Genomic DNA, 19,228 nt, shown 5'->3' with positions numbered 1-19,228 from the left:
TTTAGAGCTCTGCGAATACACCGAGATAGTTGAACAAACAGGTCTAAGCCTTAACACAATCAGAACTCACACAAAGATTGCTTATCAAAAGTTGGAGGTACATAATGCTTTGGATGCGATTGCTCGTGCGAAGCAGTTAGGGATAATCAAATAGCCCATGCCGGGCGCGCTGGAAAAAGGCCTGACTGTAACAGTCAGGCCTTTTGGTTTTTGGCTGCTTACAACAGCATATATACGTGTTTTGCGAACTCACTAAAATCTTCAAGATGTTTTAGGCTCAGATAAACAATTTTATTATCTATCTCCAGGTAATCATGAACAAGAATATTTCTAAAACCGGCCACCCTTTTCATTTTATCAGATAATACCTCAAGGATAATACCTTCTTCTAATAGTACATTAAAACTGTCAGCATACCCCTGAGGTGTCCGAAACCCCTTGTCTGCAATAATATGGTTAGCTATGTCTATACAAGCCTGCGCCGCAACCTGCAAATTACGTTCTGCCCTGTCTCTGAGGGCTTCATTACTATTGTATTCTTCCCAGGATTGTTCTGCAATTTCTCTTAATTTACGTACCGCCTGTTCAAGTTTCATAAGTCTTTGTTCGATCTTTTCTTTATCTACCACCAAAACCGCCCTCCCTGGTTCGCCTTGCCAAACTTTCGGAAAACATCCTTTGTACCGGCTGAAAATCAAAATACCGGTCCATTGTCTTCACCTTAAAAGCAACCAGCTGCTTTTTCACTTCATCCCGTGTATATAACAATTCTCCATCCTTAATAATACGGTATGCCAGGGCCGGCTGCAATTCATTAAGTACTACCAGTTCAACCGCATCAATACCAAGAACTGTTGACACCTCGCCCATCAATCTAAGTCGTTCCATAAGGTAGTAATCCTTATTAACAGATTCATCAAAAAGGACAGCCAAATCAACATCACTTGATGGAATTGGCCTGCCTTTAGCATAGGATCCGAAAAGATAAAAGGCAATTATTTTTCCGTCATGTCTGATTTGTTCTGTAAACCTAAACAACTTAAAAATCAATACATCTTTTGGGATTATGTTTTCTGACATAGCACCCTCCCACCACGCCTTTTAATTTATTATACCTCATCAAGCGTATCATTTCCTGCAATTTCTTGAAACCGGAATCAATTATTCACCATTTATTTTTAACAAAATTGCTCCTAAACAAACTTCCATGAAATGCCCACGGGGACAACACATCCGGCCCAGCATGATTTTAAGGTCCCGCCTGAGACCCTGCTGCTTTAAAAGGTCAACATTCTTCACTACGAGAGGTAAAGACTCTCTGGTTTTTTAACATGTTTTTTCAAATGCAAGATAAAACTTTATTAAAATGCTTCATGTTTTCATATACAACAAAAAATGTGGTATAATTTAAAAGGTCAATTTCAAATGTGCTATAATTTATAGGACTAAATTACAATAGAAAGGGCACAAATGCATAATCATAAAAATAAGCTTACCTCAGAAGTCAACACCAGACGTACTTTTGCTATCATCTCACACCCCGATGCCGGGAAAACAACCCTGACCGAAAAACTTCTTTTATTTGGCGGGGCCATCCGGTTAGCCGGTACTGTTAAAGGGAGAAAATCAGGAAAACATGCAACCTCCGACTGGATGAAAATTGAACAGCAGCGCGGTATTTCGGTTACTTCCAGTGTCATGCAGTTTTCTTACCAAGGTTTAAAAATAAATATTTTAGATACTCCCGGTCACCAGGACTTCAGTGAGGATACCTACCGCACCCTGAATGCCGCCGACAGCGCAGTTATGCTAATAGATGCAGCCAAAGGGGTGGAAGCCCAAACAATAAAACTGTTTGAAGTATGCCGCATCAGGTCTATCCCCATTTTCACCTTCATAAACAAAATGGACCGGCACGGCAAAGACCCTCTGGAACTCTTAGAGGAAATTGAGCAGGTGCTTGGTGTGCGTTCGTGTCCGATGAACTGGCCTATTGGTATGGGAAGAGATTTTCGCGGCATCTTCGACAGGCAGAAAAACAGGCTGGAACTATTTAATGAACGGAGTGTAAGGAAATTTGTCCCCTGTGCTGCAGGAATTGAAGACCCTGCTCTCAAAAACGTAATCGATGAAACTCTTTACCACCAACTCTATGAGCATATTTCCTTATTGGACATCGCCGGAGATCCGTTTGACCGGCAGCAAATCCAAAAGGGGCAGCTAACTCCTGTTTTTTTCGGGAGCGCCATTACTAATTTCGGTGTCCAGACTTTTCTGGATGACTTCCTGGAGCTTGCCCCGGCCCCAACGCCCAGAAAAAGCAGCATCGGTCTTGTCGCCCCGGAGGAAACGCCATTCTCCGGTTTTGTCTTTAAAATTCAGGCTAACATGAACCCGGCACATCGTGACCGCATCGCCTTTCTCCGCATTTGTTCAGGTAAGTTTAGCCGCGGCATAATGGCAAACCATGTCAGAACAGGCAAAAAAATAAGGCTTTCACAGCCACAGCAATTTCTAGCCCAGGGGCGGAATATTATAGATGAAGCCTATCCCGGTGACATCATTGGAATATTCGATCCGGGAATTTTCCAGATAGGTGACACCCTTTGCGAAGAGGGATCATTTCAGTACGAACGGCTCCCCCGCTTCTCTCCCGAGCATTTTGCCAGGGTAACAGTAAAGGATGCTATGAAACATAAACAATTCCAAAAAGGAATTAACCAATTGGCTGAAGAAGGCGCTGTCCAAATATTCCGGACCTTCAGGGACAGAACGGAAGACATCATTTTGGGAGTGGTAGGAAAACTTCAGTTTGAAGTTTTTGAATACCGGCTTAAAGCAGAATACGGGGCCGATATTCTACTGCAGCATCTCCGCTTCAACATTGCCAGGTGGGTAAAAAGTGATAACCCGGAAGACATCCGTCAGCTCCACAGCAGTTCCAGCCCTTGTGTAAAGGACCACAACGGTGATACTGTGGTACTTTATGAAAATGATTTTGCCCTCCGCTGGGCGGCAGAAAAAAACCCCCGCGTTCGTTTCTGCAAACCCTATGAACTGTCTGACGGTTAACCGGCTGTACCTCAGCCGGTTTTCTTTATACTAGACCTCCATTATTATCGGTAAAATAAGCGGTTTCCTTTTTGTCTCGGAATACATCACATTACTTAAGGTCTTCCGGATTTGTTCCTTAATTTTAGACCATTCCCTGATATTTGATTTTTCACAGGTTTTCACCGTACGATCCAGTTCATGCTTCATCCTGGCCAGCAGCGCCTCAGACTCGCGGACATAGACAAAACCGCGTGATACTATGTCGGGGCCTGATAACAGCGCCCCTGTGGTCTTGTCAATAGACAGCACGGCAACCACAACTCCGTCTTCAGCCAAGTGCCTTCTGTCACGTAAAACTATATTGCCCACATCCCCTACGCCCAAGCCGTCAATCATTATGCTTCCGGAGTGAACTTTACCCTGCATGCTGAATCTGCCCAGGTGAAAAACATTTTTATCCCCAATAGAGCTGATGATAACGTTTTTTTCAGGAATCCCCAGTTCGGAAGCTGTCTTTCTGAATTTAATCAAATGCCTGTACTCACCGTGAAAAGGCATCGCATATTGGGGCTTAACAATATTTATCAGGGTCTTAATTTCTTCCTTGGCTGCATGTCCGGACACATGTACAGATGCAATATCCCTGTAAACTACTCGGGCGCCTCCCTTGAAGAGATTGTTAATTGTCCTGTAGACATGCTTGGCATTTCCCGGGATAGGTGTTGCCGATAAAATTACCGTATCTCCGGGTTCAAGTACAATCTGCCTGTGGCTGCCTTCGGCAATTCGTGTCAGGGCAGCCATCGGTTCCCCCTGGCTGCCGGTTGTTATAATTACAATACGGTGTGGAGCATACTTATTTATCTGATCAATATCTATCATTATTGAATCCGGACAGGATAAATAATCTAATTCCCTGGCCGCCTCAACCACGTTTACCATACTCCTGCCAACTACGGCAATCTTACGATCATGTTCCACAGCGGCATTTACCACCTGCTGGATCCTGTGCACATTTGAAGCAAATGTTGCTACGATGATTCTTCCTTCTGCCCGCTCAAACTCCTTCGCAAATGTTTCTCCAACCACTTTTTCAGATGGTGTAAAGCCCTCATTTTCAGCTCCGGTACTGTCACACATAAATAGCAGCACCCCTCTGGCGCCATATGAAGCCAGTTTGTGCAGCTCAGTTACCCTGCCGTCAATTGGCGTATGATCCAGTTTAAAGTCCCCGGAATGCACCACCAGCCCCTCAGGGGTATCAATTGCCAGTCCGACTCCATCAGGGATACTGTGATTAATCCGAAAAAATTCAACCGTAAAAACACCTGCCCTGATCACATCATCAGGATGGATTTCAATCAGCTTGGCGGTTTTTTCCATGGCATGCTCTGTCAGCCTTTTTTTAATCAGGCCAATGGTAAGCCTGGTAGCATACACAGGTACATCGATATCTTTAAGGACATAAGGTAAAGCGCCTATGTGGTCTTCATGACCATGGGTAATAAAAATTCCCCTTACCCGGTCCTTGTTTCTTACCAGATACCTGATATCCTGGATTACCAAATCTATGCCATACAATTCCTCGCCAGGGAAGGCAACACCGGCATCAACAACTATTATGTCTTCACCATACTCGAAGACCACCATGTTTTTCCCGATTTCCCCCACACCTCCGAGGGGTATAATACTCAGACCACTGTTGTCCTTTTTCAATTTAGTCCCACTCCTGCGTTTAACTTTCAAATTCTTTCACCCCGTTTCAGTCTTTCTATGAATTCATCCAGGTCATCCCTTTTTACCCGCCAGTGCCGTCCTATTTTGAAGGCCGGAATGCTTCCCTCCTGAACCAGCTTATAGGTAGTCACTTCACTTATCTGAAAATACTCAGCTACCTGATTTATTGTCATAATATCCGGATAATCTACTTTACTTTTTAACCCTTTATCTCCATAATGTTTTGACATACATACCACTCTTTTCATGTCACTTATAATTAATTATAACCATTTATAGTTATTTATAATTATCTCTTTCTAAGCCTTAATAAAGTATACTAAATATTATACTCTTGTGCAATGCTGGTGTTTGAGATAATATAACATTTCCGAATTAAGCAATTTACACAAAAACAACCGCAATATCTTTACAGCATTTAGTTTTTCCAAAATAGTACAATAGTATCAAGTGTAGAACTGTTTCATAGCAAATTCTACTACAGATTCCGGTCGGACTATCCCACTGGTACATCCCACTGGCAAGAATCCTCTTTATACAATAAGCCAAGGCAGGACCAGTGTCCTGCCTCAAGCTACTGACAAAGTCAGTAATTTTGGGGGTTTGTCAATAACCCCACACCTGAATCCTGTTATTTCCCTGATCGGCAATATATATTTTGTCATCATCATCTATAAATATTCCCACAGGCATGTTGAAGTTAGTCTTCTCTTCCGGTTCTGCTGTGAAACCCGCCAGGCTGTTCCCATCCTCATCAAATACCCTGACCAGGTTTGCCAGAGTATCAGCCACATAAATTCGGCCTTTTGAGTCAACAGCCAGCCCTTTGGCCATGCTCAAGGCCTGTTTGGGCCCGCCGTCAAAAACCTTTCCGGTTTCTCCGGTGGGGCTGATGAGTTTAACATTATAGTTGCCCCCGTCTGCGACCCATACAGATCCATCATCCGTTACCGCAAGACCCTGAGGAGACCCCAGGGCAACCTGCCGGGACTTGATGGTCTTGATCAGGCTGCCTGCTTTGTCAAAAACCAGGATTTGTTTGCCGGCCATGTCAGTGATATACACTTCTTTATCATTGGTGACAAAAACCTGAGCCGGTTGAATACCTTCTTGGTGATTAAGCCACGTTTTTTCATATTTTCCGGCAGCGGAGTATTCATACAGGGCGTCTGCACCGGGATCGGCAACCAGAACCCGGTCTCCCAGCAGCCCAATACCATACGGGTAAGAAAGGGGCTTCGCCGATTTGGGCCCGCCGATTTCGTGAAGGAACCTGCCTTTGGCAGTGAATACCGCCACCCTGCGCCTGCCGCTGTCTGCCACCAGGATACGGCCCTGTTTATCTGTCGTGGCATATACCGGGTCTTTAAGGCCGTTATCCCCATTTCCCCCGGTTATTTCATACAGAAACCGGGGTCCGGCCGCCTTCTCACTCCCACCGTCCCCGGTAAAAACCATGACAGCCGCAATCCCCGCTATAGCCATAATGAAAAAAACAAGCAATAAGTGTTTAACCTTCATGTATGTAAACCACATCCTTAACAGATAATTAAATGACTGCCCCATCTGTTTTAACAAGCCGATGCCGCCGCGATGCACCGCGATGCCGCCCGGTCTACATACTGAATATTCTAGATAAATCCAGGAGTTCCTCCATTTTTTAGTGACAGCTTTTCTGGCATGACCACTGGACGCCATGGCCTTTCCAATCACCCGGGATGGTATTTACACTGTTGATTGCTGTAATCCCCACCCCGTCACTATATGGTCCGGGATCATCAGCGGTAACCAGGGACAACCCTCCAGTTCCACTGTCTTCTTTATTCCAGCCATGGGGAACCGCTCCGTGGCACTGGACACATCCGGCGCTGCCATGGGAACCCCCGGAGCTGTTATGCAGGTTATAATTTCCTTCCCTGGAAAACTGAGATCTTACAGTCTCACTGCCAGGATCAGCCCCTGTATAAAAGTCATAGTCATGACAGTAGAAACAGAGATGATTGGAAGTCCCGCTTTCTCCGGTAGTATTATCCCATCGGCCTTTGAGGATGAACCTGTTTGGTGAACCGTGAGGCCCCCTCCTGCCCGGATAGCTGTGGCAGTCTGTACACTTCATTTCCGAATCTGCCGTCCATGAATTCGCAAACATTCCGTAATCATATGTGTCATCATTATAGACGAAATCGGGTACTTTGCTTTCTCCAATTACCGCATGGAAGGCAGGGTTATCAGGGTTGAACTCCATAGCAATATCCGTCTGGTCAAAAGCGCCCTGCCATGACCCATTGGACGATGGCGACTCAGGAGGTGAATTATATGAATAAGGGCTGTGGCACTTAAGACACAACAGGTATTGCTTAGCGCCGAAAGTCAGCGGCACCAGCTCCGCATCAGCAAACGTTTCCCATGGGTCCCCGCTCCAGGTAAGGTCAAGACCGGTTACCTGTCCCAAAAGGCCCTGCTCAGTGCCGTCAGCCCTGGAGGTGTGGACATCATGGCAGTCGGAACACTCGGCATGCCTGTCCACATTTTTCGCGGCCAGGTCCTCGGTATTGTCATGAACCCCATTTACATCAAAGGTAGGATGCCGGTATGGAGAGTTGGCCGGATTAAATACAGTCTTAACTTCCGTATTCACGAACGAGTTGCCTATTGATGCCTGGTGGCATAATCCTAAACAATAAGGGCTATTGCTGGAATTGAAACTGTAATTAAAATCCCGGTCGATAGGTTCAGTCATCAGGGATAAATATTGGGACCCATGCCAGGTATGACACCCGGTGCAGCGCCTGGGTGTCTGGAAACCCTGGTTATAATGACCGGAATTGGTGAACCATGATTTATTCCAACCGGAGCCGTTGGTAGTTATATCCAAATCAAAACTGACCGTGTAAGGCACAACCTCAGTATCAGTCCGGGTCTTTTGGGGCGGGTCGCCATCATGACACTTGAGGCAGAAGTCATTATTCAACCAGCCTGAATATGCCAGCTTGGTATTATCCGGATCGCTGATTTTTGCGGTAGCTGCGGTGTTGGTATTATCAACAGTATGCGGGCCGTGACAGTTGGTGCATTCAACCCTGCCCTTGCCGCCAGTGCCGCCGATGTCGTGCCGGGAAACCTTGCTGGCGCCGAGAAACTGGTCATAGATATTTTTGGCGGGATTTTCCGGCCCGTGACAGCCTGATTTGAAGCACAGGGCTTCCTCACTGCCGGCCAGGCTGTTGTCCAGAAGGCTGCCATATTGGGAACCGTGTTTTTCGTGACATTTCACGCAGGTAATCTGGGTCCCGGAATCAGGATTAAGGAAATCCGCAAAATTGACGTTATCATAATGAACCGGTCCGGTAGTATTTGGAGCATTTATATTATCCGGGTTAACCGGGTTAATGTGGTTCCCCCCGGTATTGGCATAATATGTCCCGTCTTCAAAACCGCAGTCAATATTGCCATGGCAGGCCAAACATACCTGATTGCCCTGATAATATTTATTTCCGCCGGCATCGGTAACCCGCAGCAGCTTGGGATAAATCGTATTGTCAGTGTTTTTGTCGATAACATCTCCATGAGGATTATGGCAATCAACACATGAAAGCACGTCATATCCGGGATCATCACTGTCCAGGGATTTGTGAAGGGTAAAAGAATATGGCATCCCATATACACTCCGGGAAACAAATTCACCTTCCACCTTTAAGGCGCTGGAACCAGTGATACTATGACAAATGAAGCAGACCCTTTTAATGGTGGTATCAGGAAGCAGTGAACTCCCTGAAGCATTATGCGCGCTGTGGCAAAGTCCGCATAAAACGGTGGCTGACCCGGCAGGAACAGTTCCTCCTGACCACTGGGAAAACTTACCGTGAGGGCTAAAGGCCTCCCAGGATACCTGATTGGCCGTACCATTTTCCGGAAGGGGAGTCCCATAATCATCCTCAATACCGGTCAGAGCCACGGTATATGTTAATGGAGTTAACTGGTTTCCGGTTCCCTGTTCTCCGTTTAGGATAATTCTGATGATCCTCCTGTCATCGGTAACCTCTGCAGAAGTTACCTCAGGCGGTGTTCCGTATACATTCTGGGTTACCGTCCATTCGGCAGGATTACCCCTGATAACAACCGGTTCGTCAAAAACAAGATAAAGAATCTGTTTATTGGTAGGGTCAGCCCTAACAATTACCGGCGCCGGATGGGGTTCCGCAAATTCAGGCTGCACAGAGACTCTGTCAGACGGGGCCGAAACATTGCCGGCACAGTCAACAGCAATAACCTTGTAATAATAGGTTTGTTCAGAGTCAAGGTCGGTGTTATGATAAACGGTTCCAGACACAGCAGTGATAAGATTAGCTCCAATTCCCGCATCAGTGGGCACAAAATCCGGGTTAGTACTGCGGTAAATCCTGGTATTTTTGATATCGCTCTCCCTCGTCCAACTCAAATTTACGCTGGACGGGCCCGGTTCAGCCCAGAGATGCGGCGTCCGGGCAGTTGTGTCCACAACCACTGTACCGCCGGCTGCAGGCACATTATCGCTCAACGACTGCCCGAAGATATCTGCAGCCGTTACCTTTACACTTGCCGATCCGTCATTGCCCGGCACAGTAACCCCCCAAGTCCCCTGATAAACCTGACCGCTAACCCAGGCGGCTGTTACCGGTTCAGTGATATCATTAGCTGTGCTTCCGGGCGCATCAATTACATAAGCAGGCGCAGCCACCAGGGGATTGCCGGCGGTAAACTTAATGTAAATAGGTGATCTCAGATTTGTTACATACCGGCCGTCCGGGTTTTTGGGCAGCAGCTGCGTCAAACCGGCATCCGTATAATAATCCACATTAAAAGTCAGTCCTGGCAGGGACTTGCCGGAAACCTCATCAGAAACAGCGGTGTTTTCAATATAGTCCACCTGCTGGACACGGTAATAATAATTCTGATTAGGCTGAACGTTTTTATCTGTAAAGGAATTTGCCGTAAAACCGGTGAAGCTTGCCAGGAGGCAGTATTCATTGGGAGTGAACCCGCTTACAGTACTGCGGTATATCCTGACATATCTGTGGTCCGGGTCAATACCTGAAATGTTGAGGGTTATCTTCCCGTTTAAATTGTCAGTTGCGGTTACTGCCGGCTGAGTCGCAGTATTATCAACAATAACCTCCCGGGTTACCGTCCCGGTGTTCCCCCCGGGGTCTCTTCCTTCAGCCTGGATGACGGCAGTCCCGTCCTCAGCGGGCAGGTCAAGGTTCCAGATCCCCTTAAAATTAACATTGTCAGTTGTCGAAGGACTCGCCACGGCCTGGGGATGCACATCATAAACACTATAGAACACCGAATCTGGCAGCAGAGCTTCTGAACCGGTTATTTTAAGATATACCGGAGAGCCTGACCGTGTGATGGGCTTGCCATTGTAAACGCTGAGCGGAATGGTCCGGTTAATATCCTTATATAATCCCAAAGTCAGTTCCGGACTGGTAGAGTCATAGCTTACAGTGTAATAGCTATATGTACCGGGATAAGTGTTATATGACCTTGCTTCCGACTGCCAGGGCAGAGTCAGTTCGCTGTTGCCGTCAAATTGGGTTTCATTATCATATACCCAGACCTTGATTTTATATATTGTCTCCGTATACCTGTTACCTGCCCCGTCAGTGCCGTCCCAAACGAGGCTGGCAGCGGCATCGGTCCCATTAAAATCCGCTACTCTGGGTCCCACTGTAGCAAATACGGAACCATTACTGCCCCTTAATACTTCTGCTTTAACATAACATCCCTCGCTGGCAGATACCGATATGGTAACATTGTTGTTCCAGGGGTTAACAACCGGGTTCGGCGACACACTGGGGACTGCCAAAATTACCGGCGCTTTGTCGTCAAAACTGACTACTTCAGCCCCGCCTGTGCCGGGCCGGGTAAACACCACATCCCGCCAGTTATCCTGTGGATTGACGGCAGCGCTGGCAATCAAATAGGTACTCCGGGGCGACCAGGTATAGGAGGCATTAGTATTTAAATCATAATAGTTATCTGTGTCACTATAGGTATCATAGTTAAGGCTGTTAGTGCTGCCGAGATACCACATTTTAACAACCCTGTTTTCCGGAGTTCCATCGGTCTTGTCCCCGGTTATCACGATTATATTTGTATTTCCCGATGAGTTGGTCAAAGAATGGTCGATGTAGCCCAGGTAAACGGCCAGGACCTCTCCGGCGGGGGCCATGTAACCCCGCCAGTCGTCCCCGGTAGCCCGTTTAAAGTTGGGGTTATTCAGACCCGAACCGCCAACTTCAAATAACAGGACATACTGCCCGTGAGCCGGATTTCCTCCGGCATCCCTGGCTGCACCTGTACCAACAGTAACATATCTCCTGTCAGGCTCCGCCCCTCCCACAGCCTGGACCTTGATGTCATTGATACGTCCCAGGGTCTTGCCACCGGTGCTCGTCCAAACCTCAGCCCCGGTCCTGCCGTTGAGGGTTACAATAATATCGCTTTTCCCCGCTTTCAGGTCCTGAGTGCCGACAACGATTTCCGGAATACCATCAGTGCCGTTGCTGTTTGAGCTGTCCACAATGTCACCGGAAACGGCCAGTGGGGCAAATACATTGTAGGTGGCCCCATCAAAAACAACACCGTTTACTTCCCAGACCGGGGGCGGATTATCCACCCCCTCAAAGAGAAATGTCCTCACACCATAAACAGTAGTCACCACCAGCGCATCCTGGGCGCCGTCATAGACAAAGGATTCAACCCGCCGGGCCTGGTATGCAGTATTTGCTGTGAAGCCGGTTTTCCAGGTATCGGCATCATTGTACACCAGTTCCATTTTGTTTGCCGATGTCACTGCAGCCACATCAATACCGGTATTGCCATTGGCATCGGTGAACTGTCCGACCGCCAGGTCCAGAACATTGGCGCTGACAGGAACACTGAAAAGCTGTGCCAGCGTATTGTTAATAAAGGTATATGCCTCAACCCGATTGCTGTCCGGGCCGGCGATTATAATTTCCTGTTTACCGTCGCCGTCAAGGTCCCGCAGCTTGATTATCTCAGGTGACATTCCGGCAGTGATGCCAAAGGTCTGGTAAGGCTCTGTCAGCCTGGTGGCGTGAATGTATTTTCTGACGTATAGTTTGCTGTCCTGACCGCCATAGACCACTTCGCTGACATTATCACCATCGATGTCAGCAGCTGCAACAGCATGTACAGCAGCAGTGGCAGGGGTCTGCCAGACGGTTTTCCTGACCGCCTCAGCGGGGAGAATATTCCATATTATTGCTCCCAGAGCCGCGGCGATTAAAATGATCATGGTTGCTAATAAGACCTTTTTCTGTTTAATTACCTTTTTTAATCCTCTACTCAATATAGAAGTTGCCATAAAGCGAATCCCCCCAAGGCTTAGGTATCCTCTTATTATTAATGTGCTATAATTATCATTCCTACTATGTGGTTACGTACTTATTATTCTAGTATTAATATTTCTACATATGGTACTAATTTCCTTCATGTTAGGCAAATCTTGTCCCACTTTTGCAAAAATATTTTGAATATTGCCTCTACAATTTCTCGCTGGAACAGTGTGCATCTTTCAAAACAAAAATAAAGCCGCCCCATATATGGGACAGCTCCTCATCTCATCACTCCGGCTGAATATTTTTTCAGGCAGCACTCTCCTGATGTCTGGTATCCAGATGTTTTAACTCCCTAAATAACCAGATTCCGGTTATAATTGATGAAGCTAAATCCGCCAGCGGTCCGGCCATGAGTACCCCGTCTAAGCCAAAAAACCTTGGCAGGATCAGCAGGGCCGGAATGAGTACCAGCACCTGCCTGGAGAGACTTAAAAAAGCAGCGTGTTTTGGTTTGCCCACTGCCTGAAAATAGTTGGCCGAAATAATCTGAAACCCGATAATAGGAAGAAAAATAAAAAACACCCGCAAAGCATGTGCGCCAAACTTGATAAGCTCCCGGTCCTGACGGTTGAACATAGCTACAAGCTGTTCCGGTATCAGCATGGTTATCAGAAAACCGATACAAACAATTATGGTGGCTGCCATTATCCCCTGCTTCAAAGCATCTTTGACCCGATCAAACTTTTGAGCGCCATAGTTATAGCCAATTATCGGCTGAACCCCCTGGCTGATGCCAATAACAGGCATCATAAGCACCATCATGACACTCATAACAACTCCCATGGCTGATACAGCAAGGTCCCCGCCATAAGTGAATAAACTTCTGTTCATAATAACCCCCAAAACCCCGGCGGCAATCTGCATGGCAAAGGGCGGTGCCCCAAGGGCCATAATTTGCCCTACTGTTTGCATCTGCAGTTTTAGATTTTTTAACCTTAGTTTCAACTGGCTTCCGCCGCCTGTATAATAATAGAGCACCCATGCCGCAGACACTGCCTGGGACAAAATGGTGGCATATGCCGCCCCGCTCATCCCCCATTTGAACACAAATAAGAAGATAGGGTCCAGAACAGTATTTAGTATCGCTCCCAGCAGCATAGTAAACATAGCCGTCCTGGGATTCCCTTCAGCACGAATAAAGTTGTTCATCCCAAAACCAATCGATTGAAACACTGTGCCCCATAAAATAATACCCATGTAATCCCTGGCATAAGGCAGCACTGCCTTACTGGCGCCAAAAGCAGTTAAAATGGGTGTGATAAACAGCAGACCCACAGTAGAAATCAATACAGAAATGGCAATCAATAAAACCATGGCATTTCCCGCTATCAGTTCTGCTTCTTCTTTTTTCTGTTCACCCAGTCTGATTGAGATTAAAGAGGTGGCTCCAATGCCAATCAGCATACCGAAAGCCATAATTACCATCATAACAGGAAAACCTATGGTGGTCCCGGCTATCCCCAGAGAACCTACCGCATTCCCGATAAAGATCCGGTCAACCAAATTATAAACGGCATTTACCAGCATTCCTACGACTGCCGGAATAGAAAACTTCATTAAAAGCTTAGATACCTTTTCTTCTCCCAATTTCCGGGACTTATCCACATTTTTTCTCCTTCCCTATACCATGCACCCGGAGCAGCGTCAACTTCCTGGCTCCGGAAAATAAACTCAATGAACTATTCTATAATCTTAGCTAAGTGAACCTCCATTATACTTTGTGTAGAGGGTGGGGGCTTCCGGCCAGCTCAGAATGCATGTCTCATTGGCATCTCGGTTTCAAGGCGCCTCACCTGACAGGTGTGAGTACATCATTCCGGTAGAGCCGGCAACTATATGCCAAATAGCATACGGTTTTTTGAAAGTGCTCTTTAGCCAGGCGCAGGCAATCATTCCAAACCTGTACTGATCCACGATTGCAGGCAAAAAGACAGTCGAGGTATTTTTTGGATGTGTGGAACTTTGTTTTTAAGGCTCTGATGATACTGAACACCCCCTCCTTAGTTGAGTTTTAACCTTATTTTACCACAAACAGGAGTTGAGGAGAACTGGCGTTCGGAAAATATTTAGAGACCGGCGATTCATCTGACCATCTAAAGAGGTGGGAGTATTCTCGCCGCCAGGGCTAAATTTTCGTGTTTGCTATTTTTCGTGTTTTTCTTGTAGAATCCGTCTGTGACAGTGTATAATTACGGTAGTGACGTACTCCCACTACCTACGCTAACGCTTAGAGGTAGGGGCTTCTTGGGACGTACCAACCCACGTTGGTATAATTACCAAGCTATCCCCGTTCGCCCAACGGTTATTTGATTATGTCAGGCTATACCAAGTATCCGGCAGCCTTCATTTTTGATATTGATGGCAGCGTTGACATCCCTGTCCAGTTCTGTTCCGCAGTGGGGGCAGGTCCAGTTTCTGTCTGCCAAGGTCAGTTCTTTATTTTCATGCTTGCATATATGACAGAGTTTGCTAGATGGATACCATTTTATCGATAATGACAAGCTGTTTACCTTGTTCCGCTAGTTTGTATGCCAAAAAGGTTTTTAGCATCCCAAAACCATTATCATTGGCTATCTGCCTGGACAGTTGATGCAAAAAATCCTTCCGCTGATTGGCAACCTTCTCATGAAGTTTGGCAACTTTACGGCGTTTAGCCTGGCTTCTGCCTGGCGGTAATATTTCGGATAGTCCGGACTGTTTGTCTTACTATCAACAAATAGTGCTTTGGAAGAATAGTCAAGTCCGATTGTGGTTTCTACCGTGGGTGTTATTGGCTTTATTTGAACTTCATATTGAACCACAATAGCTATGTAATATTTCCCTGTTGGTGTTTGACTGATGGTTGCTGATTTGATTATGACGTTTTGTGGTAATGGCCTATGCATATTAATGCGCACATCTTTTAATTTGGGTAATCGAATGGCTTTACTGTCAATAAACCTTATGGTTCCTTTTTGGTTATTGGTTGTGTAGGATTCTTTATCATGATGCTTACTTTTGAATTTTGGAAAGCCTACCGACTTGTCTCTGAAAAAGTTATTATAAGCCCTATTGAGATTTAGTTGAGCATTGGCAAGAGTTTATACTTCTCATAAATTGCCTTTCTGTCAGCATGCATTCGATTGTATACAAACCGAACACAGCCAAAGGTTTTATTTATGAGAATGGCTTGCTCTTTGTTCGGATAAAGGCGGTATTTATATGCTTTATTCACAGCTTCTCCCCCTGGCTTTCAATATATCTTTTTATCACCTCAAGCGGTGCACCACCAGTTGTAAGTATGCAAAAACTTCTTGACCAAAAGTATTCTTCCCAGAGGCAGCTACGTATTTGCCGGTATTCTTTTTTTATCAGGCGTGATGATGCACTTTTACTTTTATCAATGGTTATCACGGAAAAGAATGGCGGCAATTCATCTCCCGCCTACGCTCTCACTAGCGTGAGCAAGGTAGCTTAGCGGCGGGAGACTTCTTGCTGCAGGCGGTTAAACCCGTTTTATGGTCCCCGAAGCTTAGGGAGCTTAATCGTTAATCGAAAAGAGGTGAATTTATTTATGGATCAGCCTGATGTCAGACAAATGGAAGAAGTGAAAAAACTTGCCGGCAAGATTGCCACAGCATATGTTGAAGGCCTAAAAGAAATCGGTGGTGATATTACAAAAAGCTGGGTATGTGGAGCTGTTTGCGGCGGAGGGTGCAGCGCCGGCTGTGGGGGTGGATGTGTCGGCGGGTGTGCCATGGATGGACCTGTTCCGGTAGGTGACGTATATGCTGCCGGGGGCGCCGGAGGCGCTTCAGGAGGAGTCGCAACCGGGATCGCGGAAGGCTATTAAAATTAAAACACAGCTAAATTAGCCCTAAATATAAGAGTCAAAGGAAGATGCCATTTGAAAGAAACACTTCGGGGACTTCATTTTAAAAGTTTAAGTGGTATGGATTACTACTATGATGACTGTTCGGGGATGGTTTTTCCCTGCCCCGGCGACCTGAAAAATACCCTTCTAAACATGGATGCCGACAACCTGGAGCGTCTAGAAAAAACGCCACCTGAATCATTGGGGTATTGGGAACGTTTTATTCAGGAGCGGCACCATATATACGGAGCCTTTTGGGCTCCGGACTCTTTTCCCCAGATACCCGCTAAACCCGATCCGGTTATTTTGGCCCAGACCACGGCTCAGAATGGATTTCGCCAGCTGATATTGACGGTTACCGGAAGCTGTAACCTGCAGTGCCGCTACTGTATTAATTCAACAATTTACCCCTATTCGGAAACACTGCCTTCTGAGGCCATGTCACTGGAGGTTGCCAAAACGGCAGTTGATTATTACCTGGAAAACCTGGCCCGGATTCGCCTTGCCGATCCCTGCAGAACCGGAGTCATAACCTTTTACGGCGGGGAACCACTGCTGCGCTTCCCCCTGATAGAAGAGGTAGTCAAATATGTCCGGGGGAAAAAAGTGGCCAACGTTCTGTACACCATCAGCACTAATGGCCTTTTATTGGATGACCATGTCTCAGATTTCCTGGCAGCCAATAAATTTGCCGTCTGGGTAAGCCTCGACGGTCCCGGGCAGCAGCATGACCGCAATCGTATCACACCTGGAGGCAGGGGAAGTTTCTCCGAGGTATATGGCAATATTCAGCGTTTTTGGAAGAGGCACCCTGACTATCCCCTCCTGGGTTTCCTGGTAACCTATGACTGGCGCAGCGATATTGGTGAGCTGTGGCAGTTTTTCAAAACTCATCAGGAGTTCAAAAGGTCTTTGTTTATGTTTAATCCTGTCGGGTCACATTTCACCGACTATTATAAACAGTTTTCCCAACAGGAAAGACTCGGTTTTTTTGAAAGTGTGGCCGCCATCAGGGAAAAGCTAACTGACCCTTTAAGAGAAAACGATAATGACCCCCTGATAAATTTCTTCATTCTGTCACCATACCGGTTACATTTAATGCGAAAAATCTTAGGTCTGCCCGGCAGGCCTGAAGTCCCGGCGACCGGAACCTGCCTGCCCGGAGAAAAAATTTGTGTCCTCCCGGACGGAAGGCTGCAGCCCTGTGAAAGGGTACCCGGCCTGGCCAATATCGGCACAGTGGAAACCGGACTTAACTTTGAAGTTATTGCCGACTTGGTTCATATGTATAATCGGGAGATTGCCGCCCAGTGCCGTGGATGCCAGATTATGCAGCTATGCAGAACCTGTTTCTCACACTTCTGGTCTGGAAAAGACTTCCGTAAACCTACCCCCTCCTTTTGTGAAAACCAGGTCCAATGGACCCGGGAAATATTGACGGAGATTTACAGTCTCCTGGAAAAAGCCCCTGAGTACTATGAAGAAGTAATGAAAATATACCAGCGGCGATACAGCCAAATGTTATCCCTTAATTTTTGATACATCCTGTGGGAGGGTATTACTTTGACCAACACAAAAAGATACTTCCGCCTGTTTCCTGAGGCAATTTATGTCCCGGGATCCGTGGGTGGCGCCTTATATTTGCTTCTGCAGCAAAAGGTGTTTGCCCTTGATACTGTGTGCAGCCAGATACTTGCAGATACGGAACAAAACTGTTCACTGGAGGAGGCCGCAGACCGTACAGGACTTTCCTTAGTGGAAACGAAAAGTTTTTTTGATACCTTAAATAAACTGGGGGCAGGCTGTTTTCTGGACCGGCCCTGTTTTGTGGAAAAAATCCGGCCCTATAATCCCGTTGAGGATATTACTTTTTTTCGCCCGGCGCCAAGAATCGATATCCTGCATATTACACTGACGGGACAATGCAGCCAGAACTGCAGCTTTTGCGTGCCCGGCCAATTGACTCCCCGGCTGCAGCCCTGTCTGGGATGCCACCGGGAATTGACCGGTCGGGAACAGGCACTACCGCTCCCCTACATTAAAAAGGCCCTGGAAGAAACAGCTCTGTTAGGCTGCCATTCCGTGGTCTTCCATGCCGGTGACCCTCATCTTACAGAGGAATTGCTTCAGGAATCGATACTTGCTGCTCAAAAGCTGAACTATTCCATGTTTGATCTCATCACCGGCATCCCGTTGGCAAAGGAATTTACCAAATGGCTGATAAAAACAAAAACCACTCCTGTCTTCCAGGTTTTCTCTGACCAGGAAGCGGTTCATGACCGGATCAGCGGCAAAAAAGGCAGTTGGGCACAACTGCTGCAAAATATTTCTCTCCTGAAGGAAAACAATTATCCCTTCAAACTGGTTTACCTGTTTACCGGGGAAGACCCTGCCCCCTATGAAATACTCAGCAACCTGAATCAACTCGGCGCTGGGTCAGTTTACAGTGACAGACTTATTAAAAGTTCACCACCGGTTAAGGATTTCATTTATGGCGAAAATTATCTAATCCCACCAGACATACAAAGGTATATTGCCAAACAAAAAAACCATACCTGCCGGCACAGCAAGCTGGCCCTAAACTGGGATGGCAAGTATTATCCCTGTCCGGCACTGTCGGAACATGAACTGGGTCATGTCCGGGATACCACGGTACAGGAAATATTTGCAGAGAAAAAAATTCAGCCATACTGGCAGAATGACCGGGAATTGGAGCCCTGTTTCAGGTGCGAGTTTCGCTTTGCCTGCCACAGGTGTGAAACAGTGTTTGCACAGTATCAGGATAAGACAATGATTTGTGGGAATAATGTGGCGGCACACTCTGGGGAAAGCGCGAGATGAATTAAAGGTAAGGTTCATGTGGCAGGAGAGATGACTACAGATATAACCGCAACAGCCAAAAGCATCCAATTGGGCGCTTTTTGTTGTTTTTAGCTAAAACACTCCCCGGGAATACCGAACTCTTTATCGTGTAAGTTTATCAATATCCATCAGAGAACCAAAACTTGCAGTTAGGCCATAATCTCTAGGGCAAAGTGTAAGTTTATCAATATCCATCAGAGAACCAAAACACAACAATAAATGGATATGATATATTATATGTGTAAGTTTATCAATATCCATCAGAGAACCAAAACATGTGAGGAATGTACCAGGAGAAGAATATTGTGTAAGTTTA

General features: G+C 46.4%; 15 protein-coding genes and 2 pseudogenes. 4 read left to right on the top strand and 13 right to left on the bottom strand.

The annotated features are described in order from the left end of the window. Positions 1–218 precede the first annotated feature (218 nt). Positions 219–629: a type VII toxin-antitoxin system HepT family RNase toxin gene (gene hepT / locus Ga0451573_RS14820; RefSeq protein WP_231684917.1), complete on the bottom strand. Its 411-nt coding sequence runs from the start codon at positions 627–629 to the stop codon at positions 219–221. Then, on the bottom strand, positions 619–1,080 hold the full coding sequence (gene mntA / locus Ga0451573_RS14815; protein WP_231684916.1) for a type VII toxin-antitoxin system MntA family adenylyltransferase antitoxin: 462 nt from the start codon (positions 1,078–1,080) through the stop codon (positions 619–621). Before mntA ends, hepT begins: the two co-directional genes overlap by 11 nt. Before the next feature lie 390 nt (positions 1,081–1,470). Here mntA and Ga0451573_RS14810 point away from each other — a divergent pair, with 390 nt between their 5' ends. After that, positions 1,471–3,072 carry a peptide chain release factor 3 gene (locus Ga0451573_RS14810; protein WP_231684915.1) on the top strand — a complete coding sequence of 534 codons (1,602 nt, stop codon included), beginning with the start codon at positions 1,471–1,473 and terminating at the stop codon, positions 3,070–3,072. A 30-nt stretch (positions 3,073–3,102) separates the two neighbouring features. On the opposite strand, the gene Ga0451573_RS14805 is transcribed toward Ga0451573_RS14810, so the two are convergent. From Ga0451573_RS14805 to Ga0451573_RS14775, 10 genes and pseudogenes are all read right to left on the bottom strand, one after another. Beyond that, on the bottom strand, positions 3,103–4,770 hold the full coding sequence (locus Ga0451573_RS14805; protein WP_231684914.1) for a ribonuclease J: 1,668 nt from the start codon (positions 4,768–4,770) through the stop codon (positions 3,103–3,105). A 26-nt stretch (positions 4,771–4,796) separates the two neighbouring features. After that, positions 4,797–5,021 (bottom strand): helix-turn-helix domain-containing protein, encoded by a 225-nt coding sequence (locus tag Ga0451573_RS14800; protein ID WP_231684913.1) that lies wholly within the window; start codon positions 5,019–5,021, stop codon positions 4,797–4,799. Between the two features lie 376 nt (positions 5,022–5,397). Next, positions 5,398–6,390, bottom strand: coding sequence for an NHL repeat-containing protein (locus Ga0451573_RS20100; RefSeq protein WP_231684912.1), 993 nt, complete (start codon positions 6,388–6,390; stop codon positions 5,398–5,400). Positions 6,391–6,451: 61 nt separating this feature from the next. Continuing rightward, positions 6,452–12,163, bottom strand: coding sequence for a cytochrome c3 family protein (locus Ga0451573_RS14790; RefSeq protein ID WP_231684911.1), 5,712 nt, complete (start codon positions 12,161–12,163; stop codon positions 6,452–6,454). 280 nt (positions 12,164–12,443) lie between these two features. Further along, positions 12,444–13,802, bottom strand: coding sequence for an MATE family efflux transporter (locus Ga0451573_RS14785; RefSeq protein WP_231684910.1), 1,359 nt, complete (start codon positions 13,800–13,802; stop codon positions 12,444–12,446). 710 nt (positions 13,803–14,512) lie between these two features. Beyond that, entirely contained in the window at positions 14,513–14,698 is a 186-nt protein-coding gene (locus Ga0451573_RS20430; RefSeq protein WP_435052293.1) for a zinc ribbon domain-containing protein, read from the bottom strand. Then, positions 14,667–14,792, bottom strand: coding sequence for a hypothetical protein (locus Ga0451573_RS20175; RefSeq protein WP_337833080.1), 126 nt, complete (start codon positions 14,790–14,792; stop codon positions 14,667–14,669). The genes Ga0451573_RS20430 and Ga0451573_RS20175 overlap by 32 nt, the downstream gene beginning before the upstream one ends. A gap of 24 nt (positions 14,793–14,816) precedes the next feature. After that, positions 14,817–14,876: pseudogene (locus Ga0451573_RS20170) on the bottom strand (hypothetical protein); the annotation flags it as partial. A 379-nt stretch (positions 14,877–15,255) separates the two neighbouring features. Further along, positions 15,256–15,411 carry a helix-turn-helix domain-containing protein gene (locus tag Ga0451573_RS20165; RefSeq protein WP_337833079.1) on the bottom strand — a complete coding sequence of 52 codons (156 nt, stop codon included), beginning with the start codon at positions 15,409–15,411 and terminating at the stop codon, positions 15,256–15,258. Beyond that, a pseudogene (locus Ga0451573_RS14775) lies at positions 15,408–15,581 on the bottom strand (transposase); the annotation flags it as partial. The pseudogene Ga0451573_RS14775 and the gene Ga0451573_RS20165, both read right to left, overlap by 4 nt. A gap of 169 nt (positions 15,582–15,750) precedes the next feature. Between Ga0451573_RS14775 and Ga0451573_RS14770 the strand changes: the two are divergent. Genes Ga0451573_RS14770 through Ga0451573_RS14760 form a run of 3 tightly spaced genes read left to right on the top strand, consistent with a single transcriptional unit; the run spans position 15,751 to position 18,891 of the window. Next, positions 15,751–16,029 carry a hypothetical protein gene (locus tag Ga0451573_RS14770; RefSeq protein ID WP_231684909.1) on the top strand — a complete coding sequence of 93 codons (279 nt, stop codon included), beginning with the start codon at positions 15,751–15,753 and terminating at the stop codon, positions 16,027–16,029. Between the two features lie 54 nt (positions 16,030–16,083). Continuing rightward, positions 16,084–17,589 (top strand): radical SAM protein, encoded by a 1,506-nt coding sequence (locus Ga0451573_RS14765; RefSeq protein ID WP_231684908.1) that lies wholly within the window; start codon positions 16,084–16,086, stop codon positions 17,587–17,589. A 24-nt stretch (positions 17,590–17,613) separates the two neighbouring features. Continuing rightward, complete coding sequence (locus Ga0451573_RS14760) at positions 17,614–18,891, top strand: radical SAM/SPASM domain-containing protein (protein WP_231684907.1); 1,278 nt, start codon at positions 17,614–17,616, stop codon at positions 18,889–18,891. Positions 18,892–19,014: 123 nt separating this feature from the next. Here Ga0451573_RS14760 and Ga0451573_RS20425 read toward each other — a convergent pair. Beyond that, positions 19,015–19,228, bottom strand: a 214-nt coding sequence (locus tag Ga0451573_RS20425; protein WP_435052292.1) for a hypothetical protein, incomplete at its 5' end; no start/stop codon positions are given.

The sequence above is a fragment of the Phosphitispora fastidiosa genome, assembly GCF_019008365.1.
GTDB lineage: Bacteria > Bacillota > Thermincolia > Thermincolales > UBA2595 > Phosphitispora > Phosphitispora fastidiosa.
Note: the sequence above shows the minus strand (reverse complement) of the source record. Positions and strands in the feature narration are given on the sequence as shown.